We start from the raw sequence: 24,486 nt of genomic DNA, 5'->3' as shown, positions 1-24,486 counted from the left end.
TCCGGCGGCGTTGACCAGCAGTTTTCGAGCGGCCACAGCGATGGGGGACATCACGCCGGTGGGAACGCCTGTGCGAGTGGCGGTCACGGCGACTGCTGGGCCTTGACGACAGCCGGCCCGGACGCGCCCGCCGCGGATTCGTCCCCAGCGTGCGGGCGGCGTGGTGAACCACGTGCAGTCAGGTGACAGATGCTGCAAGCGCCACAATAACGGCACGCTGGCCACGACTGCCTCGTTCTGACGGGCAAGGCACCCGCGGACGTGGGGAACGTCGACGTCGTGCTGCTACCCGAGCGGGATGACGACCCGGCCTCAATCCGTTAGAGGGCGAAAAAACCAGGGGAGATCGACGTGATCGGTGCGGCCGCGGCCATCGTGACGCGGTTCACCTCGCGATGGGCAGGCGCGTCTGTGACCTGCCCATCCGCATCGAGGACCTGCGAGGAACTACGGAGGGAATGACGAGATGAAGGTGCTGGTGACCGGGGCGTCCGGTTCGGTGGGCGCCCCGCTGGTGCGGCGGCTGTCTGAACAGGACGTGATGACGCGAGCGGTGGTGCGTCGGCCGGAAAGCGCTGCCGCGCTGGAGGAGCAGCGCCTGCCTGGAGTGGAGGTGGCGAGCACCGACCTGGCGAACGAAGCCGCCGCCCGCCACCTGCTGGACGGCATCGACGCCGTCTTCCTCCTGACGGCGAACGCAGGCAACCAGCTCGCCCAGGAGCAGTCGGTGATCCGGGCCGCGACCGAGGCCGGGGTGCGGCGGGTGGTGAAGCTGAGTGTCGGTGGCGTTTCCCCAGATGCGCCGCTGGCCCTGGCCAGGGTGCATTACGCGGCGGAGCAGAATCTGGCAGCCAGCGGTCTCCCGCGAACCGTCTTGCGGCCGGCGTTCTTCATGGACAACCTGCTGCAGTTCATCGGCTGGATCGAGCCGTCCGGCCGGTTGGAGCTGCCCCTGGGTGACGGTGCGATGCCCATGATCGACGCGCGCGACATCGCCGACGTGGCCGCTGTCGAACTCCACGACTCCTCCACCCACGACAGGGAACTGGTTCTCACCGGCCCGGAGGACCTCACGATGACGCAGGCCTTGGGCCGGATCGCGGAGGTCGTCGGCAGGCCGCTGAGCTACGTCGACGGCAATCGGACGGACTTCCTGCGTCGTTACGTGGCCGATGGCAATTCGCCCGAGTACGCCGAGGACATCGCCACCCTCTACGACGCGATCCTGCGCGCCGGCTACGGCGCCGGCACGACCGACGGGGTGCGCAAGGTGACCGGGCAAGCACCGCGCACGATCACCGACTTCGCGCAGGCGCACAGGGCGGCCTTCACCGGGTAACCGCCGCGGCGGTGACCCCGCCTCCGGCACCGATATGGCGGCACCCGGCATGGCGAAAGCTTTCCTCGCGCCACACTCGCGATCGACGACGCACTGGATCGCCATGAGGTGCCCTGCGGATTCCGGACAGTTGGCTGCATAAGCTGACAGAAGTCTGGAAGAGGTAGGTACGTGACGAGACGTCGTAGGCAGTTCTCGCCGGATTTCAAGGAAGAAGCCATCCGCATGGTGCTGGAGGGCGAGCGGACGGTCGCGTCGGTGGCGCGGGAGTTCGACATCAACGCCAGCACTCTGGGCAGCTGGGTGAACCGGCATCGGATCGTGAGCACCCAGGACGAGCAGCGGCTGGTTTCCGGGCCGGAGCGGGCGCGGATCCGGGAGCGGGAGCGGGAGAACGCGGAACTGCGCGAGAACCTATACCCCCACCTGGGAGGGCTTCTTGTACCTGGCCACCGTGATCGACTGCCACAGCAAAGCGGTCCTTGGATGGGCGATGGCCGACCACTACCGCACCGACCTGATCAAGGCCGCGATCCGGATGGCCGTCGGCACCGGCCTGCTCCAGCCCGGCGCGGTGTTTCATACCGACCGCGGCTCGAACTACACCAGCGACGAGTTCGGCCGTTTCCTGACCGGCCTGAACATCCGCCGCTCGGTCGGCCGCACCGGGGTCTGCTACGACAACGCGATGGCCGAGTCGTTCTTCAGCGCGCTCAAGAACGAATGGCTGCACCGCTTCGTCCTCACCACCCGGGCCACGGCAAGACGGCAGGTCATCCGCTACATCGAAGGGTTCTACAACCGCCGGCGCCTGCACTCGCCGCTCGGCTACCGGCCACCTTTGGAAGTACTCAACGAGTCCCTTTCCACCCAAACAGCCGCCTAGGCTACGCCCATAAGACGGCTGTCCGGAATCACCATGGCCCCTCATGACACGCCGCTCATTTTGAAACGAGCTGTTAAGGAAGCTTTTCAAGATCCGAGTCGTCGGCGCATTGACTCTGTGGTGGGAACACGGTGTCAACTGCGAGCCAGCACCTGACAGCCGACCGCCGGGTCAGACCCAGGAAGGAACCGACGTGGCCTGGAGCACCCGTGAGCTCGCGGAACTCGCCGGCACCACGGTGAACACGATTCGGCACTACCACCGGCTCGGCCTGCTCGACGAGCCCGAACGCCGAGCGAACGGATACAAGCAGTACGGGGTACAGCATCTCGTCGTCCTCCTGCGCATCCGGCGTCTCGTAGAGCTGGGTGTACCCCTTTCCCGGATCGGCGCGATCACCTCGGGCGGCGCCCCCGCCCCGGAAGTGCTGCGCCAGGTCGACGCCGACCTGGCGGCCGAGGTCGAGCGTCTGCGCCGAGCCCGCTCCGACATCGCGATCATTCTGCGCGACGGGGCGCCGGCCGACGCGCCCGCCGGCTTTGAGTCGGTCGCGCCGCGGCTGACCGTGTCCGACACCTCGCTCATCCACGTCTTCAGCCAGCTCTACGACGACGACGCGATGAAGGACCTGCGGCGCATGGTGGACGCCGACACGGATCCCATCAGCCACGACATCGACACCCTGCCGCCCGACGCCGACGAGGCGACCCGCCAGAACCTCGCCGAGAAGCTCGCCGCGCGGCTGGCGCAGCATCTGGTCGACTATCCCTGGCTGCGCGATCCCGCCCGGCATCTGTCGAAGAGCGAGCACGTCACGCGCCAGACGTTCGTCGACGCCGTCGTCGGGCTCTACAACGCCGCCCAGGTCGATGTGCTGGGCCGGGCCGGCATCCTCGCGCAGGAGCAACTGCGCCGCGAACGGGGGCTCAACTCTCCGGCCTGAGCACCTGCGTCGCATCCCGAATCGAAAGGAAGACACCATGGCTCAGCTCGGGACCGCCACCCTGGGCGAAGACCTCCTGTTGCTCCTGTTCCAGCCGAACGCGGGGATGCGGGGCACCGGTGTCATCGCCGGCGAGAACACGCTCTTCTACGTTCTCGGGGGTGCGGTGCTCGCCGATCTCGGCCTCGGTGGACACGTGCGAACCATCCCCGGCTGGGGCGGATCGACCCGGGTGGAGGCCGTCACGGACCGTCCCCCCGCGGACGACACCCTGCGATCGGCGTGGGACTACGTCGCCGTGAAGCCCCGAGGGGTGCAGGCGACGCTCGCCGCGATCGGGCCGACCCTGCGGAGCCCGTTGCTCGACCGGCTCATCATCCGCGGCGATATCCGCGAGTCCACCCGCAAGGCGCTCGGTCTGTTCGACATGAAGGTCCTCGAGGACGGCGGAACCGGCCGGCGGGCCGGTCTGCTCTCCGACGTGCGGGCGGTGCTGGTCGACGGCGTGGAGCCGCAACCCCGGGTCGCCGCGCTCGCGGCGCTGCTGTCGGGAAGCCGTACGCTCCCGCAGTTCGATCCCGAGATCCCCTGGGCCTCTTCCGTCATCACCCGCGCCCAGAAGCTCGAGCAGGGCAACTGGAGAGCCGAGGCTGCCGCCGAAGCGGTCGCCCGCACCGTCACCGCAACCATCGTCAGCAACGTGATCGTCGCGGCGGCTGTCCTCCCGCCGCAGAACCAGTAGCGGGGCAGGCCAGGAGGAGCTCACGGCCGCCAGAGGAGCATCGCCTGGTCGACGATCTCGTCGAGTTCGGCGTGGTCGAGACCGTTGACGGCCTGCACCGAGAGGCCGAACGCGATCGTCGTGATGTATCGGCCGAGTTGCTTCGGGTCGGCGTCGCCCGGCAGGTCGCCCTCATCGACGGCGCGCCGGAAACGTTCCTCGACCCGCGCCTGGCGGCGTTGCGCCACTGGACCAGCGCCTCGTGCACGGCCCGGCTCTCGTCGTTCGACGGCAGCGCGCCCTGAACCGTCAGATATCCCCCGAAGTCTTCCGGAAGGGTCGAGGTGTGGGCCGCACCGCGCAGAATCGCCTCGGCGGCAGCTTACGCGGTCAGCTCGGCCAGAGCACTGTCCAGGTAGCTGCCCAGACCCTCGACGTAGCGCTGCAACGAGCTGCTCCTTGTTGCCGAAGGCCGCGTACATGCTGGTCTTGGTGATGCCCATGGCGCCGGTCAGGTCGGCCAGGCTCGCGCCTTCATAGCCCTGCTGCCAGAACACCTGCATGGCGCGTTCCAGCGCCTCGTCGGTGTCGAAGCCTCGGGGCCGGCCGATGACGGTGCTGCGCGTACCACCCATGGCAGCATCGTAACCCTCGGTACAGAAGTTGCCGAGCCTTTCCGTACCGATCGGTCCCTATCCCGGGTCCACGCGGCTCAGAACGTCCCGTGCGGTGCGCAGGGCGTTGTACGACCGCGAACGTACGGTCCCCTCCCGGATGCCCAGGATCGCCGCGGTGTCGGCCACCGACGTATCCCTCCAATACACCGACACCAGCACCGCTCGCTGCCGCTCAGTCAGCAGCGTCAACGTGTCCCCCAGAACGAGCCGGTCGAGCACTCGGTCGGTCTCGTCGACCGCCGCCGCGGTCCACGCACCGTGGTCGCTGTAGACCTCGGTCGGCCGGGCTGCCCTGCTCCGGGCCGCGTCGATCGCCACGTTCCGGGCGACGGTGAACACCCAACGGCGACGCAACTCGACGTCGGCGGGCAGGTCGTCGACCTTGCGCCAGGCTCGCAACATGGTCTCTTGAAGCAGATCCTCGGCGTCCTGCAGTCGGTCGGACGTCAGACGCGTGAGGTAACGCCTCAGCTGGGCCGCGGTGGCCTCGTATAGTTCGCGCATGCGCTGCTCCCGGGCGACCGGATCCGCCTCGGGCCCCGTGCCGACCGCAACGGACATGGCCATTGACCCTTCACTGTGTATGCCAGTGGCACGGCAGTGGGTAAGCGGCTCGGACCCGCCGGAGCGAACCCACCGCACCACCGTACGTTTGCGGCTCATGTCTTGACTTTCTCCAGTGGAAACCGTGTTCACGCGACACGGTCAAGATGGTGTGAACACGGCTTCCCCGGGCAGCGTCGTGAACGGAATGAGACTGATTTCCTCGCAGCAGGCCGTTCGGGGGAAGCCCGCGGAGGCTGCTGTGCCGGCGTCGTCCGCAGTGTCCGGGGATCCGCCCCGCCTGGCGCAGCGGTTGAGCTCCCTGCGGCAGTACGCCGCCGAGGCCGATGCCTCCCCCGGGCAGCGCCGGCCGTTCGGCCACGAAGGCGAACAGGTGCCGGTTCACGAGCCCAAGGCGACCATCGACGTGCTGATCGCCCACCCCGAACCGGCCGGCCGCGCGGTCATCCGAGGCATCCTGGACGGCCACCCCCACGTCCGGGTCGTGGCCGCCCGCGGCGACGGCGACGAGGCGGTCGCCGAGGCTCACCGGCTGCGCCCGGCCGTGATCCTGCTGGACGACCGGATCACCACGCCGACCGCCATCGCCGCGCTCTCCCGCCGCTCCCGGGTCATCCTGCTCACCGGCGCGACCGAGTCCCACGTGGTCGCCACCCTGCTGCACGAGCCCGCCCGCGGCTACCTGATCTATGACAACTTCGAGCCGACCGACCTGCTGGGCGCGGTCGATGCGGTGGCGCAAGGCCTGTGCTGGCTCTCGCCCATCGCGGCCTCGGTGGCCGTCGCACAGATTCGCGGGTCGGCCGGGTGCACGGTCAGCGCCTCCGCTCGCGCCGCGAATGACCTATAGATGACCTTTCGGGTGAGCAACGCAAATATGCATGATTCGAGACGGCAGACGGTAAGGCTGCGATCAGTGTGGAGCGGTGACATGTCGCGTACGCGCGTAGCGGTTCTCTTCGGCGGGCAGAACACCGAGCACGAAGTCTCGCTGAGTTCGGCCACCGGAGTCGTGCGGCACCTCGACCGGGACAAGTACGAGCTGACCCCGATCCGCATCACGACGGACGGCCGGTGGATCATCGGTCGCGACACGCGCGTCGATCCGACAGAGCTCATGACCCCGGAACCGGCCGTGCCGATGACCGCCTTGCCGAACCTGGCCGCCGCCGTCGACGTGATGCGGGCGGCCGACGTGGCCTTTCCCATGCTGCACGGGCCCTACGGCGAGGACGGCACGGTCCAGTCCGTGCTTGCGCGCGCCGGAGTGCCGTACGTCGGCAGCTGTGCGGCAGGCATGAGGACATGACCAAGAAGCTGCTCGCCGCCGAGGGCATCGCGGTGGCCGCCGGGGCGACGTCAGGCGACGGCGACCACCTCGGCCCGGCCGACCGACGACGGCTCGGACTGCCCGGGGGCCGCGTGGTGGACGTGGGCGTACTCGAGGCCCCGGACGGCACCCTGCTGGTGAGCCCGGCGCTGGAGATCCGCGTCGCCGCGGACCACGACTTCTTCGACTATCAGGCGAAGTACGAGCAGGGCATCACGAGGTTCGTCGTGCCGGCAGACCTCGACGAGGCGACGACGGTTCGGTTGCGCGGCGACGCGATCCGGGTGTTCCGCACGCTCGGCTGCGCCGGATTACCGCGCGTCGACTTCTTCGTCGCGCCCGGCGGCGGGCTCACGGTCAACGAGGTCAGCACCATGCCGGAACTGACAGCGATGTCGAAGTTCCCGCGCATGTGGCAGGCGGCCGGGCTGCCCTACCGGAAACTGCTCGACGTCCTCATCCGCACGGCCCTGCGGCCCAGCGGCCGGCCGGCGCGAGCATTGGCATCGTGGCCGGGACACGGGGCATGAACGAGGAGTACGTCGCGGCCGTCCACATCCAGCGAGGTCGGGTGACCGCGGTCTGCGCCGCGACGGAGGGACCGGTTCGTGCCACCGTGACGAGGCCGACCCGTCGTAGCGTGGCCTTCGACGCCGCGGTGATCGAGGCCGTCCGCCAGGTCTGGAGTTGCCCCGGTTCGGTAGACACATCAGGGCTTGCGGCCAGGCGGCCGCGTAGCCGTCTTGGTGGACGTTCTTGAGTGCTTGTCGGCGCTCGTACTCGGCCGGGCTGAGCTGGCCAAGGTCCTCACCGGGCCGGTGACTTCCTGCTGATCCGGGCCCAGCGTCACGTGGAGGCCGGACTTTTCCGCACCGGCCCGCTGCGCCACGAGGAGTTCTCGGTCCCGGACAGAGCGATCGACCCGCTCCTGATCGAACGTCTGGCCGATCTCGCCGAACGCTGCTTCGCGGGCCGGCCACAGCCGGTCGTCATGTGGGGCAAGACCACCAGCAACGACCGGCTGCTCCGGCACGACCTGTCGGCCGAGCTGCGCATCCGAGGTCTCGACGTCCCGCGGTTCCGGCCCAGCTCCGCCGGGGTAGACGCCGCGCTGACCGGTGGCCTGTTGCTCGCCACGGCCCGGGTGGGGCGGGCCCGGTCCGCCGACCGCACCCGCTCCTGCTGATCAACCGATGGTGTACGCGCCCGAGGGCGTGGAGCGTTCCGCTACGAGATGCGAGGGGGAAGTGCAAGAGTTTCGCCCGCCACGTCGATTGCGACTTTGCCGCGCAGTGCATACGACTGCCTGTTCTCCAGGAGTTCGTGAGCCTCGCCCATTCGGGCGAGCGGAAGAGTCGCGCCGATGACCGGCTTCACGAGACTGCGCTCGACCAGTGTGGTGAGCGCGTCCAGCTTTCCTCGGTTCTGTCGTGTGAAGACGAAGTGATAGGCGGCGTTCCTGCTCCATGCCTCGATGAGGTTCTGCGGCTGCGCGATGTCGACGATGCTGACGACGCGTCCGAAGTCGGCGAGCGTCAGCGGGCTTCGTGTGAGCGTGTCGCCACCGATCGTGTCGAAGACGACATCGACCCCCTTGCCTCGCGTCAGCTCGGCCACGGCATCGACGTAGTCCGCGGAGGTGTAGTCGATCGCCGCATCCGCTCCGAGAGAGCGCACGAACTCATGGTCGCCGGCTTTCGCGGTGGTGATCACTCGTGCGCCGATTGCCTTCGCGATCTGGATCGCGATCGTGCCGACACCGCCCGTGCCTCCATGGATGAGGATCGTCTCCCCCACGGTGAGCTGAGCTCGCGTCACCAGGGACTCCCAGACCGTTCCGCCGACGAGAGTCAGGCTCGCCGCCTCCAGGTGACTGAGGTTCTCCGGCTTGCGGCCGACGAGGTCGACGTCGGCGACGTGCTGCTCGGCGTAGGAGCCGGGGCCGCCAAAGATCCGGGGCGTGTAGTACACCGCATCGCCGGCGCGAAACTCGGTCACGTGGGATCCGACTTCCTCGATCACCCCGGAGATGTCGTGCCCGATGATCGCCGGGAGCGGCACATGATCCGCGTAGTCTCCGCGACGGATCTGAAAGTCGAGCGGGTTGAGGGCGGTCGCATGGACGCGCACCCGCACCTGGCGGGGTTCGACTTGCGGTACCGAGACGTCGCGCAGCTCGAAAGCATCGGCCCCACCGAAACGGGCGAGCACAACAGCCTTCATCAGATCAGTCATATCGGTGCTCCTCATCGTGGTTCTGGTGCGTGACGCAACGGCAAGGTGGTCATGTCCAGCGAAGTGGTTTATGAGTTGACCTTCGTGTGATCCTGTTTCCGCAGGTTAAGCGGTAAGTGTCTGCGGGATCGGGTTCTGCTGCGGTGTGTCGCTGACGATGACACGCATTCGAATCTTGGCCAGAACGTCCAGGCCCATGTAGCGGCGGGCCTCGGTCCACTCATCACTCTGCTCGGCCAAAACCGCACCGAAAAGACGGACGATCGAGGGCCGGTCGGGGAAGATGCCCACCACGTCGGTGCGGCGGCGGATCTCCTTGTTCAACCGCTCCTGAGGATTGTTCGACCAGATCTGCCGCCAGACCTCCCGAGGGAAGGCGGCGAAGGCAAGGAGCTCTTCGCGGGCTGCGTCCAGGTGCTCACACGCGGCCGGATACTTGGCCTCCAAAGCGTCGATCACCCACGTGTGCTGGGCGCGTACCTGCTCAGCGGTGGGCTGGTCGAAGATGGGGCGCACCGAGGTCGCCACCCAAGGCTGCGCGCTCTTGGGCACCCGGGTGAGTAGATTACGCAGGTAATGCGTGCGGCAGCGCTGCCAGGACGCACCCGCCAGTGTCGCGCCGACCGCCGCCACCAGCCCGGCGTGGGCATCGGAGATGACCGGTTGAACGCCCGACAGGCCACGAGCGACCAGACCGCGCAGGAACGTCAGCCGGCCCGCGCCGTCCTCGGCCGAGGTCACCTCCACCCCCAAGATCTCCGGTTGCCGTTGGCATTGACCGCGGTGGCCACCAGCACGTGCACGTTGATGATCCGCCCGCCTTCGCGGACCTATGGATCGCAACAGATCCGGATCGCCCTGCTGGATCCGCTCCGCCAGCCAGGCGGCTGGGTCCACACTGTCGGATACGGCCATCGCTCTGTGCTCCTTCGTTCTTGGTTCAGCAACCTGAAGGATCACGCGATGGCCGTCCTCATTTCACGGCGCCACGCTCACTACCAGGGGAAACTCGTACACCACCTCCGCGGACGCAACCCGGCAAGGTCGGCATCCATCCAGTGAAAACGGTGTGGTTACCACATAGTCCAGCCGTCGGCCGGTGAACGGGGTCACCGTGCCCGGTTCGCCCATCGCCGGATGGCGGCCCGAACACTTCCCTTACTCACGAGTAGCCTGCTGAAATGCGATGGATGAGGACGGAACACCGTCCGGCCGTTGGACAAGATCGGGGTCTGTTCCGGTGCTGCTTCTGGCCATCCGGTTGATCGGACCGGTTGATTCACAACCGGAACGGTGGAGCCGCGCCGGCCCGGCCTCAGGTCCGGACGACGCCACCGGAAAGGAGCATGCCCCCAGCGGCGGGTCGTAACGGTGGCACCTCGGCCGTTCCGGAGAGTTCCGCCGGCGCAGATCCGCTCAGAAGGCAACTTCGGTCCGGAGTCGTTGCGCGAGATCGACGCCCTGCCGACGCGGCGGTCGCGCCCGACAACGCGTCCCAGCTCGACGTGCTGAGCCGAGCCGGCGCCCTCGCTCAACAGCACTGAGCCAGTGGCCCGAGGCGGACCCCGGCGGGGAACGCGCCTGATCCTCAGGAATGCCACGAACAGGGCGTTTGACTCTGTGCTGAGCACACGGTCTCTACTCGGTGGTGACGCATCTCCCCGCTCGAGGAGCCCTCCGTGAATCCCGTCGAAACGCTCGTTCAGAACTTCCGCGACCTCGTGGCCGAGGTGCCCGAACTGGTCCAGCCGTTCGTCGTCATGCTGGCCGGCGCGATCCCGTTCATCGAAGGCGAGGGCGCATCGCCGATCGGAGTGGTCGGTGGGATCCATCCCGTGGTGGCCGCGGTTGCCGCAGCCGCGGGCAACTTCCTCTGCGTACTCGTCGTCGTGCTGATCAGCTCGCGGGCCCGCGCCGCCGCGGTCGCTCACGGACGCCGACCGAGCAGCCGCGAGGAGCGCCCCGAGTCCAAGGGGCGCCGGCGCTTCCGCCGTTACCTCGTGCGCTTCGGTGTGCCCGGAGCGAGCCTGCTCGGACCGCTGGCCGTGCCGACCCAGTTCACCGCGGCCATGCTCATCGCCTCGGGGACCTCACGCTCCTGGGTGCTGCTGTGGCAGGCGATCGCGATCGTCTTTTGGACGACGTTGACCACCACCCTGGTCTGGGGTGTCGTCTCGTTCGTGGTGGCTTGACCTCCGGCTCCACCCTCCCCTGTCGACTGCATCGCGTTTCCCGGACTCGCGTCGCATTCCCCGTCGAAAGGATTACACGATGACACAGCGGCTCGGCCCGCCGACCCTGGCCGAAGACCTTCTGTTACTCCTGTTCCAGCCGTTCTCCGGGCCGGAGGGCACCGGAGTCGTCGCCGGCGAGGAAACGCTTCCCTACGTTCTCGCCGGAGCGATGCTTGCGGATCTCAGCATCAGCCGGCACGTGCGAACCGTACCCGGATGGAGCGGGTCGACCCGGGTGGAAGCCGTCGCCGAGCGGCCACCGACGGACGACCTCCTGCGATCCACGTGGGACTACCTCGCCTCGAGGCCGCGAGGCGTCCAGGCGACGCTCGCCGTGATCGGACCGGCCCTGCGCCGTCCCTTGCTCGAACGTCTCATCGAGCGCAACGACATCCACCGATCAACCTGTGTCGAGACCGAAGCGCCCATAAGGGAAATGTCGACAGACGGCGAATCCGGGCGCCGGAGGAGCCTGCTCCGCGGCGTACGGGGCGTGCTGGTCGGCGAGGCGGAACCGGAGCCCCGCCTCGCCGCGCTCGTGGCACTGCTGTCCGGAAGCGGGATGCTGCCGCGGTTCCATCCCGAGATCCCGTGGACCACCGCGACCATCGCCCGAGCCAAGCAACTCGAGCACGGCATCTGGGCAGCCGACGCCGCCGCCGACGCGATCGCCCGCAGCTTCGCCGCGACCATCGTCAACAACGTGATACTCGCGGCGGCCGTGCTGTCCAAGCGATGAACGAGCCACACCCCTCGCTCCGGACCGGTGCGGCGCGACCGCTCGCGGAGCCAGACGAAGGCGAGCACGGCCAGATTCATGACGGCCAGAATGATCAGCGAGCGGTATCGCGGCGATGACGATCAGCGACTTCCACCAGGCCATCCCGATGTGTGTACCCGAAGGGACGGGCGTTGTCGAGGGAAGCGATGGCTGGCATCGGGTTCACGAAGCGTCGGTCCTTTTCGTTGCGGATCTCTGGCGTACATGGCGGAAGGTGGCGCGCACCTCCGCAGCCAGCAGCTCGGGTTGTTCCCAGGCGGCGAAGTGTCCGCCCTTGGGCAGCTCGTTGTAGTGCACGAGGTTCGGGTAACGCTGCTCCACCCAGCGACGTGCGGCGAGATAGATATCGCGGGGGAAGAGGCTGACGCCGACCGGCACCTCGACCTTCGGGTCGCGGTAGGTGCGGAAGCTCTCCCAGTAGATGCGAGCCGAGGAGGCGGCGGTGCCGGTCAGCCAGTACAACGTGATGTTGTCCAGCATCTCGTCGCGACTGAGCAGGTTTTCCGGATCGCCGTCGTGGTCCGTCCACTGCTCGTATTTCTCGTAGAGCCAGGCCGCCTGCCCCACCGGCGAGTCGGTGAGCGCGTACCCGATCGTCTGAGGGCTCTGGATCTGCTCGTGCTGATAGCCCGACTCGTTGGCCTGGAAGTCACGCCATCGTTGCAGGGCACGCTCCTCCTGCTCGTTCGTGGCTTCCTCGGTACCGTAGGTGGGGAACATGTTGGAGTGGATGGCCCGGACGGCAGGCTCGCCGATGCCGCCCAGCGCGGTGGTGACCGCGTGCCCCCAGTCGCCGCCCTGCGCGCCGAAGCTGTCGTAGCCCAGCCGCCGCATCAGCTCGACCCAGGCGCACGCGATCCGCTCGGGTCCCCACCCGGTCTCGGTCGGCTTGCCGGACAGTCCGAAGCCGGGCATCGAGGGCAGGACCACGTGGAACGCGTCCCGGGGGTCGCCGCCGTGGGCCCGCGGGTCGGCCAGCATCGGTGCCACCTTCAGGAACTCGATGACCGAGCCGGGCCAGCCGTGGGTCATCACGAGCGGCATCGCCTCCGGTTCGGGCGACCGCAGGTGCAGGAAGTGGATGTCGAGTCCGTCGATGCGCGTCGTCGACGGGTTGAGCGCGTTCAGCCGGGCCTCGCAGGCCCGCCAGTCGTAGCCGTCCCGCCAGTAGTCGCACAGTGCTCGCAGCCTGCGCAGCGGCACGCCCTGGCTCCAGTCCTCCACCGGTTCGGGATCGGGCCATCGCGTACGGAAAAGCCGCTCGCGCAAATCGTCGAGCGCGGCCTCGGCGAAGGCAAAGGGCGATGGCCGAACGGCTTTGCTCTCGGCCTCGGCCAGATACGCCGCGAGATCGTCGTACCCGTAGTGGAGCGCAAGTTGCCGGGGTGTGTGACCGGTGTGCGAGGTGAGGTCGAGGCGGGCGCCCGCCTCGACCAGGGCCTGTGCTGCCTCCCGGTGCCCGTGCCACACCGCGTCGTGCAAGGCGGTAAAGCCGTTGTAGGCACCCTGGGCGTCGATCTCGAGCGTCGGCGTACCGCTGGGGCCGTGCGTCGTCAGCGCCCGGATGACACCGGCGTGCCCGGCGAAGGCGGCCTCATGGCCCGGCGTCGCGCCCATCAGCCCGTTGAGCCGGCGCGGATCCGCACCGGCCTCGCGCAGCACGCGGACGATGCCGGTGTGCCCGTCGCGAGCGGCGATCCCGAGCGGCGTGTAGTCGTCGTCATGATCGCCGACGGCCGGCAGTCGCTCGTCGAGGGCCGCACCGGCCCCGATGAGCCGTCTCACCGCAGTGAGGTCGCCGACCTGTACCGCCGCCGTCAGCGCCAGCGACCGGATCCGGTCGGCGTTGGCCGCCATCCGCGCGTGCAGGAGACCGGCGATGGCCTCGGAGCCGTCGCGCAACGCCAGGTCGAGCGCCGTCTCCTGCCAGTGGTTGCGCACAGAGGTACGGGCTCCGCGGGCCAGCAGCAGCCGGACCGCCGCCTCGTGCTTGTGCCGCACCGCGTCCATCAGTGGCGTGTGACCGAGCCGGGGCGACTGCTGGTCGACGAAGGCGCCATGGTCGAGGAGCAGGCCGATGACGCCGTCGTCACCGGCCTGCGCCGCCTTGTGCAACGCCGTGGCGCCCATGCGCGGCTCGACCATCAACACATCCGCGCCGGCCTCCAGCAGCCGCTCCACCAGGCGTGATCGACCGAGCCCGGAGGCGACCATCAGTGGTGTGAGGCCATCGGCGCCGCGGCGGTGCGGGTCCGCGCCCGACTCGAGCAGTTCCACCACCGCCGCCACGTCGTTGGAACGGATCGCAGCTTCCAGTGTCATGCCGGCTCCTTCCATGAATGTCTCCCCGTATGCGACACCCTGTTCCAGGAACCGGGTCAAGCGGCCGGCCCGCCGCACCGGATCTGGCCGGATAGGTCGCTGCCGCGCTGCACAACATCGTCATCGGTGTCCGAAGCGCGGGAGGAGACCTCGGCGACCTGGTGCGACCAACCTTCTACGGCGTCGACTGGGTGCCGGAAAAGTGGGATGAGGTGCTCGCCGGCATCACCGGGGCGCAGGAGGATGACGGTCTGCCCGCTGCGACTCCCATCTCCATGATCGGGGTCCAGGCTCTCTTCACGTCCGAGTTCGTCGTGGAGATCGAAGCGACAGCCGTCCTCGCCTGAGCCGTTGCGATGTGCAAGACCCCGCACCATACGCCCATCGGTGCCGGCATCGCTCAGGTGCTCGTTGCCGTGGCCGCTGCCTCCTTCAGGGACTCGTGCGTCGGGGCGTCCGGCACGTGGGCTGGTTTGAGCGAGGCGAACTCTTTGCGCAGCACCGGCACGACCTCTTCGCCGAGCAGGTCGAGCTGTTCCAGCACCGTCTTCAACGGCAGACCGGCGTGGTCGAGGTTGAAGAGCTGGCGCTGGTAGTCGCCGGCGTAATCGCGGAACCCGAGGGTGCGGTCGATCACCTGTTGCGGGCTGCCCACCGTGAGTGGTGTGTCCCGGGTGAACTCCTCCAGCGAGGGCCCATGGCCGTAGACCGGCGCGTTGTCGAAGTACGGCCGGAACTCGTTCACCGCGTCCTGGCTGTTCTTCCGCATGAACACCTGACCGCCGAGACCGACGATGGCCCGGTCGGGGTCGCCGTGGCCGTAGTGGGCGAACCGCTCGCGGTAGAGCCCGACCATGCGCTGGGTGTGCGAGGTGGGCCAGAGAGTGTTGTTGGCGAAAAAGCCGTCACCGTAGAAGGCGGCCTGCTCGGCGATCTCCGGGCTGCGGATGGAGCCGTGCCAGACGAACGGCGGAACACCGTCGAGGGGGCGCGGCGTCGAGGTGAACGACTGCAGCGGCGTACGGAACTTGCCGGACCAGTCGACGGTGTCCTTCCGCCACAGCCGGCGCAGGAGCGCGTAATTCTCGATCGCCAAGGGGATGCCGGCCCGGATGTCCTTGCCGAACCAGGGGTAGACCGGCCCGGTGTTGCCGCGGCCCATCATGAGGTCGACGCGGCCGCCGGACAGGTGCTGCAGCATCGCGTAGTCCTCGGCGATCTTCACCGGATCGTTGGTGGTGATCAGCGTGGTGGCCGTGCTCAACAGCAGTTTCTCGGTCCGGGCGGCGATCCAGCCGAGCATCGTGGTCGGCGAGGACGGCACGAAGGGCACGTTGTGATGTTCGCCGGTGGCGAACACATCGAGGCCCACCTCCTCGGCCTTCAGCGCGATGGTCACCATGGCCTGGAGGCGCTCGTGCTCGGTCGGGGTCCGGCCCGTCGTGGGGTCCGGAGTGATGTCACCCACGGTGAAAATGCCGAACTGCATCACGAGTCTCCTTCGAACCGGACCGCCTCATTTGCCGACCGGCCGGAGCCGGTGGGCTTCGGCGCGACGACTCCGGCCAGCGGGACTGCGCCGATGCCGACGGTGTTCCCCCCATCGGAAACCGTGTGCTGGCCACACAGTCAACGTCATCGCACAGCCGTGTCCCAAGGCCCCTGGTGGAGCCCCCGCTGGAGTCGAGTAGCACCGGGTGCCGGCAGCCGACAAACGCCGGATCGGTCGCGGCATTGTCGCGATCATCTTCCTGCCGCGTACCCTTCGTGGGCAGGCCTGTCAGCAGGCCAGTGACCGAGAAGGAGATCGACGTGGCTTGGAGCACGAGCGAGCTCGCGACACTCGCGGGCACCACGGTGAACACGATCCGGCACTACCATCGTCTGGGCCTGATCGAGGAGCCCGATCGCCGCTACAACGGCTACAAGCAGTACGAAACACTAGATCTCGTACGCTTGCTGCGCATCCGCCGGCTGGTCGAGCTGGGCGTGCCCCTGTCCCGGATCAAAGAGCTGAGCACGGGCTCCCCCGAGGCGCTGCACCAGGTCGACGTCGACCACGCGGCCGCCATCGAACGGCTGGAGAAGGCCCGGCAGGGCATCGCGGCCATTCTGAGCGAGAACGCGCCGCCCGACACGCCGCCGGGCTTCGAGCCCGTCGCCGGCCGCCTGTCTGAGGCCGACCGCTCGCTCATCCACATATACACGCAGGTCTTCGACGACCAGGCCCTGGCCGACGTGCGGCACGCGGTGGAGAACGACAAAGACGACGCCGTCAGCGCCGACTTCGACGCGCTGCCCGCCGACGCCGACGAGGCGACGCGGCAGAACCTCGCCGAGAAGTACGCACCGTCCCTGGCCCGTACCCTTCGTAACTATCCCTGGATGGACAACGACGCGATGGCCCACGTGTCGAAGGGGAAGTCCGTCACGCGGCAGACGTTCATCGACGCGTTGCGGGAACTCCACAACGAGGCCCAGCTCGACGTCATCCACCGCGCCAAAGAGCTGGCCCGCCGGCAGTTGCGGGCGGAAGGCTGACCCGCCGTCAGTCCGCCACCGCGTCCAGCCACCGGTTGTACCGCAGGCGCAGGGCACGCTCGGTGCTGCCCACCGTCGCGCTGATCGCGAGCGCGATGTTGAGCCAGGCCGACGCGTCGATCGGCGACTCGAAGACACCGAACCGCTCGGCCAGCGGCGGGAACCGGGAGATCGACTCGACGGTCTGCGGAAGGCCGAGGACCAGCGGCACGATGATCAGGACGAGGGAGATCACGCCGATCCAGCGGCTGAGCAACGGACGCTCGCGGTCGAGCCGGGCGCGGCGCCCCTCGGCCGAGCGCGGATCCGGCACGAGCTGCTGCTCGGTCCCGTCGTCGGCGACGAAGTGGCACCGCCGGAGGCCGAAGGCCGACGTCTCCACCTCGATCGCGCCGCCCTCGATCGGGAAGACGGCAGGGAGCCTCGCCCGCTCGAAGCGCCGGCCGTCGCGATACAGGTGGGCTTCGGTGTCGAGGTTCTCGTTGCTCTTCATGTGGTTCACGTCGACCGCGTATTCCGCCGGCCGGCCCGCGCCGACGTCCACGGGAAGATAGAACAGGGACCGGGACAGAGGCTGCCACCAACGGAATCGCTTCAGCGCGCGCCCGTCCCCGAGCTTGAGGCGCTGGATGGCTCGGCGTCGCCGCCATTCGTCGAACACCCGGTCATCAAAGACTATGTTCCAGGGACACAGTCAAGCATGACCGACCCCTGCGCGTACGCACCGACGCGCAAGGTGGCACCGGGTCAAGGGCGGTTGCGGACTTCTCGAGCGGGCGTCATCCGCTGCCGGTCGGTGAGGGCGTCGCGCAGGGCGGCCCGTGAGTTGATGCCCAGCTTGGGAAAGACGCGATAAAGATGCGCCGATACGGTGCGCGGCGAGAGCACCAGACGCGCGGCGATCTGCTTCGTGGGCAGGCCGGCCGCGGCCAGCTCCGCGACCTCGAGTTCCTGCGGGGTGAGGGCGTCGCCGGCTCGGACACCACCGGCGCGAGTCATCCCGGTCGCCCGGAGCTCGGCGGTGGCCCGGGCCACCCACGGCGCGGCGCCGAGCCGCTCGAAGTGCTCGCGCGCGGCCAACAGCTGGGCGCGCGCTTCGGCTCGTAGCGCCTGACGGCGAAGGTGCTCGCCGTAGGCCAGACGCGTCCGGGCGACCTCGAACGGCCACTGCTCGATGCCGGGCAGCGCCAGGGCCACATCGAACAGTCGTGTCGCCTCCGGCGGGGAGGACGTCATCGCGGTCATCGCGGTCGTGGCGAGGGCGAAGCGCGGCGAGATGCGGTCGACCCGGGCGTCCCGCATCGCCGCCGCGTGTTTCAGTGCCTCCTGCGTACGACCGGAATAGAGCGCCGCCTCGACCAGGTCGAACGCGGTCCACAGCGCCCCCAGGTTGAAGGGTGGCAGCTCGCCGGGCGGGGTGATCGCCGAGGCGTGCGCGAACGCCGACTCGAAGTCCGAGGAGCCGAGTGCGTCCCGGGTCAGCGCCAGATGCGCCCAGCTTTCGAGGCGGCCGAGTCCGCGGCTCTCGGCCCACTCGAAGAGCATCCAGCAATGGGTGGCGCAGGCGTCCGAGTCTCCGCGATGCGCGGCTACCAGCGCAGCGATGTAGTGACCGACCCGGCTGATCAGGTGATATCCGGTGTCCCGGCCGGCGCTGACGACCTCGGTCGCCGCGGCCTGGGCCGCGTCCCACCGACCAGCGTACAGGTCGTCCAGGGCGCTCATGACCAGCGAGGGCAGTGCTCCACCGACCGTGCCGGTGTCCCGCGCGTCGTCGACGGCCCGGGTCAGCCACGGTCGGCAGCGGGACAGACGATCGAGGTACGAGGCGGCCAGCGCCGTCCGGATGACGACGTCGGCGTCGGTCACCTCGCCGAGTCGTGCGAGCTGTTCGTCGAGGTCGTGCAGCAGCTCGTCCGGGACGGAACCCACGTCCTGCAGGATGCGCACCAGGGAGATGGGCGAGCTAGCGGACGTGCTCGGTAGCCTCGCGACCAACTGCCGCAGGGACGCCCAGTGTTCCGCTCGCCCGGAGTAGTGGCAGGCGAGCATGAGAGTGAAGATGGCGGTCGAGAGGTCCTCCTGTTCGGCGTCCGGTCCGGCGGTGCGGGGATCGATCGCTTCGATCAGCACCTTGTGAGCGGTCGCGGCGTCACCGTTGGTCATCAAAGACAGATATCCGGCTGCGGCGGACGCCGTCAGGGACTGGCCCGGTCCCGGGTCGTCCAGCTCCTGGATCAGTTGAGGGGAGAGCTCGAGGTGGCCGGCGACCGAGGCGCCGATGTACGCGGCGTAGGCGAGGCGGCGGCCGCCGTTCGCGCGGTCGGCGCTCAGGACCGCGGCACGCCGTAGTCTGGCCACGGCGCCGAGTATGTCGCCGCGGCGCAGTCTTTCCCGGGCTCCCGTCTCCACGATCTGAGCGACAGTCTCGTCGGGGGTCGTGGTGGCCATCGCCAGGGGATCGGCGCGACGTTCGGGTTGGCCAGCCAGCACCTCGGCCAGCCGCCGGTGGGCTGTCCGCCGCCGTTCGAGGGTCGCCTCTTCGACCACGGCCGACCTCACCAGCGGATGCCGGAAGTGCACGGTGTGCCCGTCCGCGAGGACGTGGATGAGGTGGTCCCGTTCCGCGGGGACGAGCGCGTCGAGCCACCCGGCTCCCCCGGCCTCTTCCAGGACGCAGACCTCCCCCGAGCCATCCAGCGCCGCGAGCAGCAGCAACTCGCGGGTGGCGGGTGGCAGTCGCGCGACGCGGGCGGCATAGAGCGCCCGCACCTCTCTGGCCGGCCCCGAGCCGGGCGCGACCAGCCCGCTGCTGGTTGTCCCGGACGCCGAGGCGAGGGCACCGAATTCCAGCAGGGCCAGCGGGTTCCCCTGCGCCTGATCCGCCACCTTCGTGATCACCCGGCGAGGGAGGCCGGTGAACCGGCGCGACAGCAGCCTGATCGCGTCCACGTCGGCCAGCGGCGCCACCGGCATCTCCGGCGGACGGAGGTGACCGGTCAGCTCGGAGATCCCGGTGCGGAGGGCAGCGAGCACTCCGATGCGGTGGCCGCCGGTTCGCCGGGCCACGAAGCTCATCACGCGCCCGCTGGCCCGGTCCAGCGCGTCCAGGTCGTCGACCACCAGGAGCAGAGGTTGCTCGCGGGCGGCCGCGGCGAACAGCAGGAGGGCGGCGTTCAGGACCGCCATGTCGGCCGGGGCGAGACCGGTTCCGAAACCGAGCGCGACGTCGAGGACGCCCCGCGCCGGCTCCGGCAGAAGAACCAGTTCGGCGCCGAGCGGGTAGACGAGCTGGTGCAGACCCGCGAACCTGACGTCCGATTCGTACTCGACACCGCCGCCCCGGATCACCCGGATGCCTGTCGCCACCGCCCGGTCCGTCGTCGCGTTCAGAAGGGCCGTCTTGCCGACGCCGGGCTCGCCGATGAGGAGCAGGGCGGCGCCGTCTTGTGCGGTCTTGTCCAAGAATGCGGCGAGGTCGGCCAGCTCACTCGCCCGTCCCACCAGACCGGATCCGTCGATGTCCATGCCGGCGGTCAGCCCGCCCGCCGGCGCACGGAGGGCACGGCCGGAATACGACGGAAACACACCGCGGTCTGACGACTGATCGTTAGGGTGGACTTCGTCTTGTTGATGATGGTCTGGGAGGTTGCTGGTGACCTCGATCGACCGGACCGCCTATCCACGCTTCGCCCGAGTGGTCTCGGGCCGGGAGCTGGTGGAGAGCTTCTCGCCGACCGACGCCGAGGTGAGCTGGGCGCGAGTCGGCTCCGCTCTCGACAACGCCGCCGCCGAGGCCTTCAACTCCACCATCAAGGTCGAGTACACCCACCGGCACCGCTTCGCCACCCGCCACGAAGCCCGACTGAAGATCTCCACCTGGATCGTCGACTTCTACAACCTGCGTCGCAGGCACAGCGCCTGCGACGGCATGTCACCCATCGACTACGAACGCTTCATGGCCGAAGCCAGGATGGCTCAAGCCGCATAACGGAGCCCTCCACGATTTCGGGGGATTGACAGGCCCCCCGAGCTGTGCGAACAAGCCATGTGGATCTCCTCATGGTTGTAGGAGCTGGCCGACGGTTGCGGAACCTCCATCAGCGTGGGGGTCCATTGAGCCGTCATTGATCGAACCCCCATGGGGGTTCGATCAATGACGAGCGCCTACCGCTCGCGAGCGAGGCGGTTCGATGCGTTCACTGTGGTGGTCTGCCGGCCCGTACCGATGGGAGCGGAGACAAGGTGCTCGGTGGTGGTCGCCTGCCGACGTTCGGAGTTGACATCTCGCCGCTACCCCTGGCCGCAGGGCCGAGCGGCCAGGGGTAGCGGTCAACGCCGCGGCAGCAGGCGAGAACCGGGTCGTCCGGTCAGGCCGGGTTCAGTTGCCATTGCTGGTTGGCCCCGCCGTTGGCGGCCCACTGCACGACCTGCGCCCCGTCGCTCGTCGCCGCACCGGAGACGTCCGCCACCAGTCCGCTGCCGTGGCTGACGATGGTGTAGTAGCCGTTGCCGGTGGATCGCAGATACCACCTCTGGTTGGTGCCGCCGTTGGCCGTCCACTGCTGCAGTTGCAGCCCGGCCGTGCTGCTGCCGGCGTTGACGTCGAGCATCTTTCCACTCGGGACGTACTTGAGGGTGTAGGAGCCGTCGGAGGTCGTGGCGATGGTCCAGGTGGCGGTGCCGCTCTGCTGGACCACCTTGGCACCGTCCGCGGTGGAGTTGCCCGCGACAGCGAGCGGCTTGCCGCTGTTGCGGTTGACGATGCGGTAGTTGCCCGGTGTGGGTCCGCTTGCGCCGAGGTTGAAGTACTCCACCGCGTCGCTGAACGTCGTGGCGCCCGACTTGGTGGTCGTCAGTACCAGGTACACCCGTGAGCCGCTCGCCGGTGTGGTGAAGGTGACCGGCTGGGTGACCCGCGAGCCGAGCGGGACGGTCAGGGTCGTGCTTCCGGACGCGACGACCGCGCCGTCCGGCGCGTCGAGCCGCGCCGTCCAGGTGAAGCCCACCGAAGTGTCGGCGAAGTCGTCGTTGAAGACGGTGATGTTGCGGGTGACCGTGGCGTTGCGGGCGTAGGTGGGCACGGCCTGGGGCAGAGGGAAGGTGCCGTTCGCGTCCGAGACGCCGGAGGCCGACCAGTACGGCAGGTCGACCGCTGCCACCGGGTTGAACGCCGCCTGCACGCGCTGGAACTGCGGGTTGCTCCAGGGGTTCGGGAGGTTGTCCGCGCCGTAGACAGGGCGACCGCCCTCCTCCGGGACGAAGTCGGTGGTCCGCACTCCGGGCACGACGCTGGCCCAGGCGGACAGCAGCGTGTACGGACGCAGGTCGGAGGCGTCCTTGCCGCGCTTGGCCAAGGTTGCCGTGGCGAACCACTCGAAGCCCTGCTTGGTGTTGCATGCCGGCCAGATGTACTCGCCCTCGCCGTCGGGCCGCCCGTTCACGGTGATCAGGCGCTCCCCGTACCTGGCGAAGCCGTCGACGTAGTGCGGGATCACCGCGAAGTTGGCGTACGTCATCCCGGGATAGCCGTTGACATTCCCGTCGACGCCCACCTCCGTGATGATCGGCCGGGTGCCGTCGGCGCCGTTCATCGCCGCGTACAGGTCCTTCTCGAACTGTTCGGAATCCTGGCCGCTCTGGTTCGGCTCGTTGGACTGACTCCAGCGGATGACCGCGGGGTGGTTGCGGTCGCGCAGGACCAGCGCACGGGCGTGGTTGACCATGTTGTCGTGCCCGGCGATCCAATCCTGCTTGCCGGAGGAGCCGCGAATCGCGGTCTCGCCGATGATCATCAGGCCCATCTCGTCGGCGACATCCAACATGTACGGGCTGGCCGGCTCCTGGTGGATGCGCACCACGTTGAAGTTCAGCCGCTGGTAGTTGTCCACCGCCTGCGGCCAGCCGCCGTTGCCCGACGAAGGCGGAAGGAATCCCGGCAGCGTGTCGTAGGCGTCGCCCTTGCCGCCGTTGTTGACCCGGTCGTAGTCGGCACCCTGGAGGTTGTCGCCGCGGAAGTTCACGCGCACGCCGTTGAGGTAGTAGTACTCGCCGTTCTGGGTGGCCTCCCGGAACCCGAACCGGTACGTGGCGTCGCTGGTGTGCCCGTCATCGGTGGCGGCACGCACCGCCAGCCGGTGCAGCTGCGCCCGGTACCCCGACCGGTACGGCACGTTGGGCCACCAGTACGAGGTGCTGTCGAGGTTCCACGCGACCGGCCCGACGGTCACGGTCGCGGTCGAGCGGGCCGCCACGGTGACCGTACGGCTGGGCAGTTGCGGGTAGCTGAAAGCCGTTCCGTTGTCGGACGACAGCGACCCGGTCAACGTCACCGACCGGGAACTGCCCGACGTGTTACGCACCGACACGTCGTAGCTCAACGTCTTGTTCGCCACCGACGTACGCACGAATGTGTCGCTGACGTACACCTCCGGGTACACCCGCAGGAACGCCGAACGGAAGATCCCCTGCGGTATCGCCTCGGACCAGTCGGCGGCGTCGGGCACCAGGTACCGGCCGTTGGATGCCTTCAACGCGCCGCGGCCCTTCACATCGACGCTGATCGTATGAGTGGTGCCCGGGGCGGCGTAGGCGCTGATGTCGAACTTCGAGGGAGTGAAGGCCGTGGTCTGCGTCGCGACCACCCGGCCGTCCACCGACAAGGTCGCCTGGTGGTTCACGGCGCCGAACTCGATCCACGCCGACTGCGGCTGCCCCGAGTCCGGCACCGTCACCGTACGCGAGTACACCGCCTGGGACACATCGGTGAAACCCTGCTTGTACCAGCCACCTCCGGGCACCTTGATCGACGTCGTCGACCGGCCCGCCGGAGTGAAGCTCCACGTCCCGGCCAGATCGACCGAGGCGACCGCGGCATTGCCCGCGGTGAAGCCGTCGAGGTCTCCAGCGGCGGCGGCGACCGACGCGGTGGACTTCGACGCGGCGGACTTCGACGCGGTGGATTCCGACGACGCTGACCGCTGTGCCGCCACAGCCGGCTGAGTCCCGATCAACGCGACCAGCAAGGCCGCCACCGCAGCCGGCCACCTGCTCGCCCTACGTCGAGGACGGGAGGAGGGATCGCTCCGCTTCATCGGTAATCCTTTCGGGTGAATCCCGTTGGTGAGGCACTTCCCGGGGCCGGCCGCCCCTCCGCGGGCGCCACCGCCCGGCCGTTCAGGCCGTCGCCGTTCGTCGGCGAAAGCCGACGGCTTGAGGGGGGCATCCTGTCTCCTCGTAATGGGAGCGTCGTATCGGTTCGACGGCATGGCCGAACATCACAGATAAGGCCCAAACTCCCACCTGTCAATGCTCAGGGTTCCGCAGAGATCGGACACTTCGGCCGTCTGGCTCCCATCAGGCCCGATGAGATCACGCGGTCCTAGACGTCGTGTAATTTTCATGCTGCGTTGGACGCCTCGAACACGGTTCCAAGATCGAATCGGCATGCTCAGGACCATCCAGACCTGTGTCGAACTTTCACAGTTGAACGGAATCGATTCGATGCCGTCGGGCGTCTGGTAGAGGAATGGGCCCACCTACGGCCCTACGCCAGCAATGACGAACGCACCGATGCCCTCGGAGACTTCCTGCACCGCTACAACAGCGGCGACAGCGGTTGCGTCTTCACCGCCGAACTCGGGCGACCGTTGCGTCCACAACACGTCGGCGACCAGTTTTCCTGCTCGCCTGCCAGGCAGGGCTCCCGCCTACGGATGCGGAGTTCGACCGCACGCCGGGCTATGCCGGTGAGGGACCGCCGAAGACGAGTTCGCCACCAAGCTGGCTGTACAGCTCCAGCTGGTCGTAGTAGATCCGATGAGTGATGATCTTGTCGTTGCCGACGGAGCAGGTGCTGGGGGCGCGGGTGACCATTGCCTGGTCGTCACGAGCTGGTGGTGACCTTGGGTTTG

21 protein-coding genes and 3 pseudogenes are annotated in these 24,486 nt (G+C 68.5%); 14 read left to right on the top strand and 10 right to left on the bottom strand.

From position 1 onward, the window contains the following. The first annotated feature begins 466 nt into the window (after window positions 1-466). From ACSDR0_RS37930 to ACSDR0_RS37910, 5 genes and pseudogenes are all read left to right on the top strand, one after another. Window positions 467-1,339: an SDR family oxidoreductase gene (locus ACSDR0_RS37930; RefSeq protein WP_435293775.1), complete on the top strand. Its 873-nt coding sequence runs from the start codon at window positions 467-469 to the stop codon at window positions 1,337-1,339. 171 nt (window positions 1,340-1,510) lie between these two features. After that, window positions 1,511-1,738 (top strand): annotated as a pseudogene (locus tag ACSDR0_RS37925) (transposase); the annotation flags it as partial. Between the two features lie 25 nt (window positions 1,739-1,763). Beyond that, window positions 1,764-2,225: pseudogene (locus tag ACSDR0_RS37920) on the top strand (IS3 family transposase); the annotation flags it as partial. 193 nt (window positions 2,226-2,418) lie between these two features. Then, window positions 2,419-3,168 carry a MerR family transcriptional regulator gene (locus tag ACSDR0_RS37915; RefSeq protein ID WP_435293774.1) on the top strand — a complete coding sequence of 250 codons (750 nt, stop codon included), beginning with the start codon at window positions 2,419-2,421 and terminating at the stop codon, window positions 3,166-3,168. 37 nt (window positions 3,169-3,205) lie between these two features. Continuing rightward, window positions 3,206-3,910: a GOLPH3/VPS74 family protein gene (locus ACSDR0_RS37910; RefSeq protein WP_435293773.1), complete on the top strand. Its 705-nt coding sequence runs from the start codon at window positions 3,206-3,208 to the stop codon at window positions 3,908-3,910. Between the two features lie 20 nt (window positions 3,911-3,930). Here the strand turns inward: ACSDR0_RS37910 and ACSDR0_RS37905 are convergent, their stop codons facing one another. Together ACSDR0_RS37905 and ACSDR0_RS37900 are read right to left on the bottom strand one after the other, a co-directional pair. Further along, on the bottom strand, window positions 3,931-4,524 hold the full coding sequence (locus tag ACSDR0_RS37905; RefSeq protein ID WP_435293772.1) for a TetR/AcrR family transcriptional regulator: 594 nt from the start codon (window positions 4,522-4,524) through the stop codon (window positions 3,931-3,933). A 57-nt stretch (window positions 4,525-4,581) separates the two neighbouring features. Continuing rightward, the gene (locus ACSDR0_RS37900; RefSeq protein ID WP_435293771.1) at window positions 4,582-5,127 is read right to left on the bottom strand and encodes a sigma-70 family RNA polymerase sigma factor; all 546 of its coding nucleotides are present in this window, start codon (window positions 5,125-5,127) and stop codon (window positions 4,582-4,584) included. A gap of 244 nt (window positions 5,128-5,371) precedes the next feature. Between ACSDR0_RS37900 and ACSDR0_RS37895 the strand changes: the two genes are divergently transcribed. From ACSDR0_RS37895 to ACSDR0_RS37880, 4 genes are all read left to right on the top strand, one after another. Next, on the top strand, window positions 5,372-5,980 hold the full coding sequence (locus tag ACSDR0_RS37895) for a hypothetical protein (protein ID WP_435293770.1): 609 nt from the start codon (window positions 5,372-5,374) through the stop codon (window positions 5,978-5,980). Between the two features lie 81 nt (window positions 5,981-6,061). Further along, complete coding sequence (locus ACSDR0_RS37890) at window positions 6,062-6,439, top strand: hypothetical protein (RefSeq protein ID WP_435293769.1); 378 nt, start codon at window positions 6,062-6,064, stop codon at window positions 6,437-6,439. Continuing rightward, window positions 6,436-6,990, top strand: a complete 555-nt coding sequence (locus ACSDR0_RS37885) for a hypothetical protein (protein ID WP_435293768.1) — start codon at window positions 6,436-6,438, stop codon at window positions 6,988-6,990. Before ACSDR0_RS37890 ends, ACSDR0_RS37885 begins: the two co-directional genes overlap by 4 nt. Before the next feature lie 320 nt (window positions 6,991-7,310). Further along, window positions 7,311-7,646 (top strand): hypothetical protein, encoded by a 336-nt coding sequence (locus ACSDR0_RS37880; protein ID WP_435293767.1) that lies wholly within the window; start codon window positions 7,311-7,313, stop codon window positions 7,644-7,646. A 41-nt stretch (window positions 7,647-7,687) separates the two neighbouring features. Here the strand turns inward: ACSDR0_RS37880 and ACSDR0_RS37875 are convergent, their stop codons facing one another. Beyond that, the gene (locus ACSDR0_RS37875; RefSeq protein ID WP_435293766.1) at window positions 7,688-8,695 is read right to left on the bottom strand and encodes a zinc-dependent alcohol dehydrogenase family protein; all 1,008 of its coding nucleotides are present in this window, start codon (window positions 8,693-8,695) and stop codon (window positions 7,688-7,690) included. Between the two features lie 105 nt (window positions 8,696-8,800). Next, a pseudogene (locus ACSDR0_RS37870) lies at window positions 8,801-9,525 on the bottom strand (IS256 family transposase); the annotation flags it as partial. Window positions 9,526-10,374: 849 nt separating this feature from the next. Here ACSDR0_RS37870 and ACSDR0_RS37865 point away from each other — a divergent pair. Next, the gene (locus ACSDR0_RS37865) at window positions 10,375-10,887 is read left to right on the top strand and encodes a hypothetical protein (protein ID WP_435293765.1); all 513 of its coding nucleotides are present in this window, start codon (window positions 10,375-10,377) and stop codon (window positions 10,885-10,887) included. 79 nt (window positions 10,888-10,966) lie between these two features. Further along, on the top strand, window positions 10,967-11,668 hold the full coding sequence (locus tag ACSDR0_RS37860; protein ID WP_435293764.1) for a GOLPH3/VPS74 family protein: 702 nt from the start codon (window positions 10,967-10,969) through the stop codon (window positions 11,666-11,668). A gap of 204 nt (window positions 11,669-11,872) precedes the next feature. Here the strand turns inward: ACSDR0_RS37860 and ACSDR0_RS37855 are convergent, their stop codons facing one another. Continuing rightward, window positions 11,873-14,032 carry an alpha/beta fold hydrolase gene (locus tag ACSDR0_RS37855; RefSeq protein ID WP_435293763.1) on the bottom strand — a complete coding sequence of 720 codons (2,160 nt, stop codon included), beginning with the start codon at window positions 14,030-14,032 and terminating at the stop codon, window positions 11,873-11,875. A 161-nt stretch (window positions 14,033-14,193) separates the two neighbouring features. Between ACSDR0_RS37855 and ACSDR0_RS37850 the strand changes: the two genes are divergently transcribed. Further along, complete coding sequence (locus ACSDR0_RS37850; RefSeq protein ID WP_435293762.1) at window positions 14,194-14,379, top strand: hypothetical protein; 186 nt, start codon at window positions 14,194-14,196, stop codon at window positions 14,377-14,379. 53 nt (window positions 14,380-14,432) lie between these two features. Here the strand turns inward: ACSDR0_RS37850 and ACSDR0_RS37845 are convergent, their stop codons facing one another. Then, window positions 14,433-15,521 (bottom strand): LLM class flavin-dependent oxidoreductase, encoded by a 1,089-nt coding sequence (locus ACSDR0_RS37845; protein WP_435293761.1) that lies wholly within the window; start codon window positions 15,519-15,521, stop codon window positions 14,433-14,435. Between the two features lie 323 nt (window positions 15,522-15,844). Between ACSDR0_RS37845 and ACSDR0_RS37840 the strand changes: the two genes are divergently transcribed. Continuing rightward, window positions 15,845-16,573 (top strand): MerR family transcriptional regulator, encoded by a 729-nt coding sequence (locus ACSDR0_RS37840; RefSeq protein WP_435293760.1) that lies wholly within the window; start codon window positions 15,845-15,847, stop codon window positions 16,571-16,573. Window positions 16,574-16,580: 7 nt separating this feature from the next. On the opposite strand, the gene ACSDR0_RS37835 is transcribed toward ACSDR0_RS37840, so the two are convergent. Next, complete coding sequence (locus ACSDR0_RS37835; RefSeq protein WP_435293759.1) at window positions 16,581-17,234, bottom strand: hypothetical protein; 654 nt, start codon at window positions 17,232-17,234, stop codon at window positions 16,581-16,583. Between the two features lie 86 nt (window positions 17,235-17,320). Next, window positions 17,321-20,101 carry an ATP-binding protein gene (locus tag ACSDR0_RS37830; RefSeq protein ID WP_435293758.1) on the bottom strand — a complete coding sequence of 927 codons (2,781 nt, stop codon included), beginning with the start codon at window positions 20,099-20,101 and terminating at the stop codon, window positions 17,321-17,323. Between the two features lie 127 nt (window positions 20,102-20,228). On the opposite strand from ACSDR0_RS37830, the gene ACSDR0_RS37825 reads away from it, so the two are divergent. After that, window positions 20,229-20,564: an integrase core domain-containing protein gene (locus ACSDR0_RS37825; protein ID WP_435293757.1), complete on the top strand. Its 336-nt coding sequence runs from the start codon at window positions 20,229-20,231 to the stop codon at window positions 20,562-20,564. 379 nt (window positions 20,565-20,943) lie between these two features. Here the strand turns inward: ACSDR0_RS37825 and ACSDR0_RS37820 are convergent, their stop codons facing one another. Further along, window positions 20,944-23,607 carry an RICIN domain-containing protein gene (locus ACSDR0_RS37820; RefSeq protein ID WP_435293756.1) on the bottom strand — a complete coding sequence of 888 codons (2,664 nt, stop codon included), beginning with the start codon at window positions 23,605-23,607 and terminating at the stop codon, window positions 20,944-20,946. Between the two features lie 706 nt (window positions 23,608-24,313). Next, complete coding sequence (locus tag ACSDR0_RS37815; RefSeq protein WP_435293755.1) at window positions 24,314-24,448, bottom strand: hypothetical protein; 135 nt, start codon at window positions 24,446-24,448, stop codon at window positions 24,314-24,316. Window positions 24,449-24,486 lie beyond the last annotated feature (38 nt).

It is taken from the genome of Streptosporangium sp. G11 (assembly GCF_051192615.1).
Taxonomy (GTDB): domain Bacteria; phylum Actinomycetota; class Actinomycetes; order Streptosporangiales; family Streptosporangiaceae; genus Streptosporangium.
Note: the sequence above shows the minus strand (reverse complement) of the source record. Positions and strands in the feature narration are given on the sequence as shown.